Raw genomic sequence first — 4,091 nt, 5'->3', positions numbered from 1 at the left:
CGGCGTCACTTCCCGATGCAAAACCCGTCGAAAACCGCGTCGAGCACGGCCTGGGGCGTGATTTCACCGGTGATTTCGGCCAAAATGGCACAGGCCGTGTCCAGGCTCACGGTCAGCACGTCATAGGGAACGCCCGCGTCCAGCTCCCGTTCCATGCGCTCCAATTCGGCCGCGGCCTGGATCAGGGCGTCATGCTGGCGCAGATTGGGCACCAGCTCGTCGGCCAGGGGCTCGGTTTCCACCAGGTGGCGGCGGACCGTGGCCAGAAGGCCGTCCACGCCCTGGCCCTGCTTGGCCGAAATCAGGCACAGGGTCCGGTCGATCCAGGGCTGTTGGTCCAGCCAAGCCGGGCGCTCCGGCGTCAGATCCATCTTGTTGGCCACGATGATGGCCCCAGGCGTCGACGCGGCCAGATCCAGATCCTCGGCGCCAGGGCCAAGTTCGGCGTCGATGACCAGCACGCCCAGATCGGCCTGGGCCAGCAGGGCGCGGCTGCGTTCCACGCCGATCAGTTCCACGTGATCCGTGGTCGGGCGCATTCCGGCCGTGTCCACCAGACGCACGGGCAGGCCGTCCAGCAGGATCGCTTCTTCCAGATAGTCGCGGGTGGTGCCGGGGATGTCGGTCACGATGGCCCGGTCCGCTCCAAGAATGGCGTTCAACAGACTCGACTTGCCGGCATTGACCTGTCCGGCCAGGACAACCAGGGCTCCATCGCGCCAGCAGCGGGAACGCTCGTAATTGCCGGCCAGATCGAGCATGGCGGATTTGGTTTGGGTCAGGCCGGCGGCCAGCTCCCCGGGGGGCAGGCATTCGACCTCGTCCTCGGGAAAATCCACGGCCACGCAGAGTTGCTGGCGCAGCCCTTCCAGCCGGGAGCGCAGATCCTGGATTTTTCGTCCCAAAAGTCCGCCCAGGCGGTTGCCGGCCTGGATGGCGGCGGCTTCGGAGCGGGCCGCGATGAGCTCCATGATGGCCTCGGCCTGGGTCAGATCCATGCGGCCATTGATCACGGCCCTGCGGGAAAATTCGCCCGCCTCGGCCAGACGCGCGCCCAGATCGAGGCAGGCCTGGACCACCCGACGTAGGACAATCTGGCCGCCGTGGCAGTGCGCTTCGAGCACGTCCTCGCCGGTAAAGGAGGCCGGGCCGGGCATGAAGGCCAGCAGGGCGTCGTCCAGAAATTCGCCCTGGGGGGTGCGCAGCTGGCCGTGATGGAGGCGGTGGGGCTTGAGCCCGGAAAAGTTCGGGCGACCGGACTGGAACAGGGATTCGCCAATGGCCCGGCTGGCCGGGCCGCTCAGGCGGACGATGCCGATGGCCCCCTGACCCGGAGGCGTGGCGATGGCGACGATGGTTTCGTTCATGATGGGCGTGTGCATGGGTTGAAGGTTGACGCGGGGTGGCGTTTTACCTTGGATCCTACGTCCAAGCCTCGGGCCCGGCAAGGGCCGGACGACGCGCCGTGCAATGCTTGGACCACGCAGTGTTTGACCTTCCAGGCCTCTGTGTTTAGAGTGCTGGGGCCTCATTCAAGAGGGGCATGACGGCTGTAGCGCCGCCCCTTGGACTGGTTGAGCCCACCAACGTATAACCCCCCAGAAGTACATGCCCAAGAGAACAGATCTCAAGAAAATAATGCTCATCGGTTCGGGCCCCATCGTCATTGGACAGGCCTGCGAGTTCGACTATTCCGGCACCCAGGCACTCAAGGCCCTCAAGGAAGAGGGATACGAAGTGGTGCTGGTCAACTCCAACCCGGCGACGATCATGACCGATCCGAACCTGGCCGATCGGACCTACATCGAACCCATCGAGCCCGCCACCGTGGCCCGGATCATCGCCAAGGAACGACCCTGCGCCCTGTTGCCGACCCTGGGTGGCCAGACCGGCCTGAACACGGCCGTGGCCGTGGCCGAAAACGGCGTACTGGAAAAATATGGCGTGGAGCTCATCGGCGCGTCCCTGCCGGCCATCCAGAAGGCCGAAAGCCGCCAGCTTTTCCGCAAGGCCATGGAAAAAATCGGTCTCAAGGTGCCCAAAAGCGGCATCGCCAAAAGCCTCGATGACGTGCGCGAGTGGGCCGAAAAACTCAAATTTCCCATCATCGTGCGCCCCGCCTTCACCCTAGGCGGCACGGGCGGTGGCGTGGCCTACAACAAGGAAGATCTGGAACGCATTGCCCAACAGGGCCTGGCCGCCAGCCTGACCACCGAGGTCATGCTGGAGGAGTCGCTGTTGGGGTGGAAGGAATACGAGCTGGAAGTTGTCCGCGACAAGAAGGACAACTGCGTCATCATCTGTTCCATTGAAAATCTGGACCCCATGGGCGTGCATACCGGTGATTCGGTCACAGTGGCCCCGGCCCAGACCCTGACCGACGACGAATATCAGAAAATGCGCGACGCCTCCCTGGCCATCATGCGCGAGATTGGTGTTGAAACCGGCGGCTCCAACGTGCAGTTCGCCCTCAATCCGGCCAATGGCGAGATGATGATCATCGAGATGAACCCGCGCGTGTCGCGGTCCTCGGCCCTGGCGTCCAAGGCCACGGGTTTTCCCATCGCCAAAATCGCGGCCAAGCTGGCCGTCGGCTACACGCTGGACGAGCTGCAGAATGACATCACCCGCGAAACCATGGCCGCCTTCGAGCCGACCATCGACTACGTGGTCATCAAGATTCCGCGCTTCACCTTCGAAAAATTCCCCGGTGCCGAGGACTATCTGACCACGGCCATGAAAAGCGTCGGCGAAACCATGGCCATTGGCCGGACCTTCAAGGAAGCCTTGCAAAAGGGCCTGCGCTCCCTGGAAATCGGCTACCCCGGCCTGGGCAAGACCTTTGACGGACAGCTCCCCGACATCGAGGAGACGTTGGCGGGTTTGCGCAAACCCAATTCCCGCCGCCTGTTCCAGCTGCGCGACGCGCTTCTGTCCGGCGTCAGCGAAGAGGATATTTTCGCGGCCAGCGCCATCGACCCCTGGTTCATCCGCCAATTCAAGGACATCGTCGATTTCGAGACCGTGCTCAAAAACACGGGGCTGCAGGGCAATCTGACCGTGGACAACCCGGAATTCGCGACCGTGCTGCGTCAGGCCAAGGCCATGGGGTTCTCGGACCGACAGCTGGCCACGCTGTGGAAACGCTCCGAGCGCGACATCCGCGCCTTGCGCAAGGAAGCGGGCATTCTGCCGACCTACAAGCTGGTCGATACCTGCGCCGCCGAGTTCGAGGCCTACACGCCCTACTATTACTCCACCTACGAAACCGAGAACGAGGCCCGCATCTCGGACAAACGCAAGGTGGTCATCCTGGGCGGCGGGCCCAACCGCATCGGCCAGGGCATCGAGTTCGACTACTGTTGCGTCCATGCCTCCTACGCCCTGCGCGAAATGGGCATCGAGTCCATCATGGTCAACTCCAACCCCGAGACCGTATCCACGGACTACGACACGTCCGATCGTCTCTATTTCGAACCCCTGACCCGCGAGGATGTGCTGGCCATCATCGAGCAGGAAAAGCCCGAGGGCGTCATCGTCCAGTTCGGCGGCCAGACCCCGCTGAACCTGGCCGTGCCGCTGCTGCGCGAGGGCGTGCCGATCCTGGGCACCTCGCCCGACTCCATCGACCGCGCCGAGGACCGCGAACGCTTCCAGGCCCTCCTGAAAAAGCTCGACCTGCTCCAGCCCGACAACGGCACGGCCATGAGCGTGGAGGAGGCCGTGCGCGTGGCCGCGACAATCGGCTATCCGGTGGTGGTGCGCCCGTCCTATGTGCTGGGCGGACGGGCCATGGACATTGTCTATGACGAGAAGGATCTGCGCGGATATTTCGACAAGCACGTCACCGTGGCCCCGGAACACCCGATTCTCGTCGACAAGTTTCTGGAAAACGCCATCGAAATCGACGTGGATGCTTTAAGCGACGGCGAGGACACCTATGTGGCCGGAATCATGGAACACATCGAGGAGGCCGGCATTCATTCCGGGGATTCCGCCTGTGTTCTGCCCCCACACACCCTGGGCAAGATGTGGATGCAGGAAATCGAACGCCAGACCAAGGCCCTGGCCACGGAACTGGGCGTGGTCGG

The 4,091-nt window shown here is 63.5% G+C and carries 2 protein-coding genes; one reads left to right on the top strand and one right to left on the bottom strand.

The annotated features are described in order from the left end of the window. Positions 1-5: 5 nt before the first annotated feature. Positions 6-1,382, bottom strand: a complete 1,377-nt coding sequence (mnmE, locus tag EOL86_12465; protein NCD26388.1) for a tRNA uridine-5-carboxymethylaminomethyl(34) synthesis GTPase MnmE — start codon at positions 1,380-1,382, stop codon at positions 6-8. Positions 1,383-1,608: 226 nt separating this feature from the next. Here mnmE and EOL86_12460 point away from each other — a divergent pair. After that, a partial coding sequence (locus EOL86_12460) for a carbamoyl-phosphate synthase large subunit (protein NCD26387.1) occupies positions 1,609-4,091 on the top strand: 2,483 nt, incomplete at its 3' end.

The organism is Deltaproteobacteria bacterium (assembly GCA_009930495.1).
GTDB lineage: Bacteria > Desulfobacterota > Desulfovibrionia > Desulfovibrionales > Desulfomicrobiaceae > Desulfomicrobium.
The sequence above is the reverse complement of the archived record's forward strand: the minus strand, read 5'-3'. Positions and strand labels throughout refer to the sequence as shown.

Excerpts from the sequence above, each read along its gene's own strand:
- mnmE (NCD26388.1), bottom strand. The coding sequence starts at position 1,382 with ATGCACACGCCCATCATGAACGAAACCATCGTCGCCATCGCCACGCCT.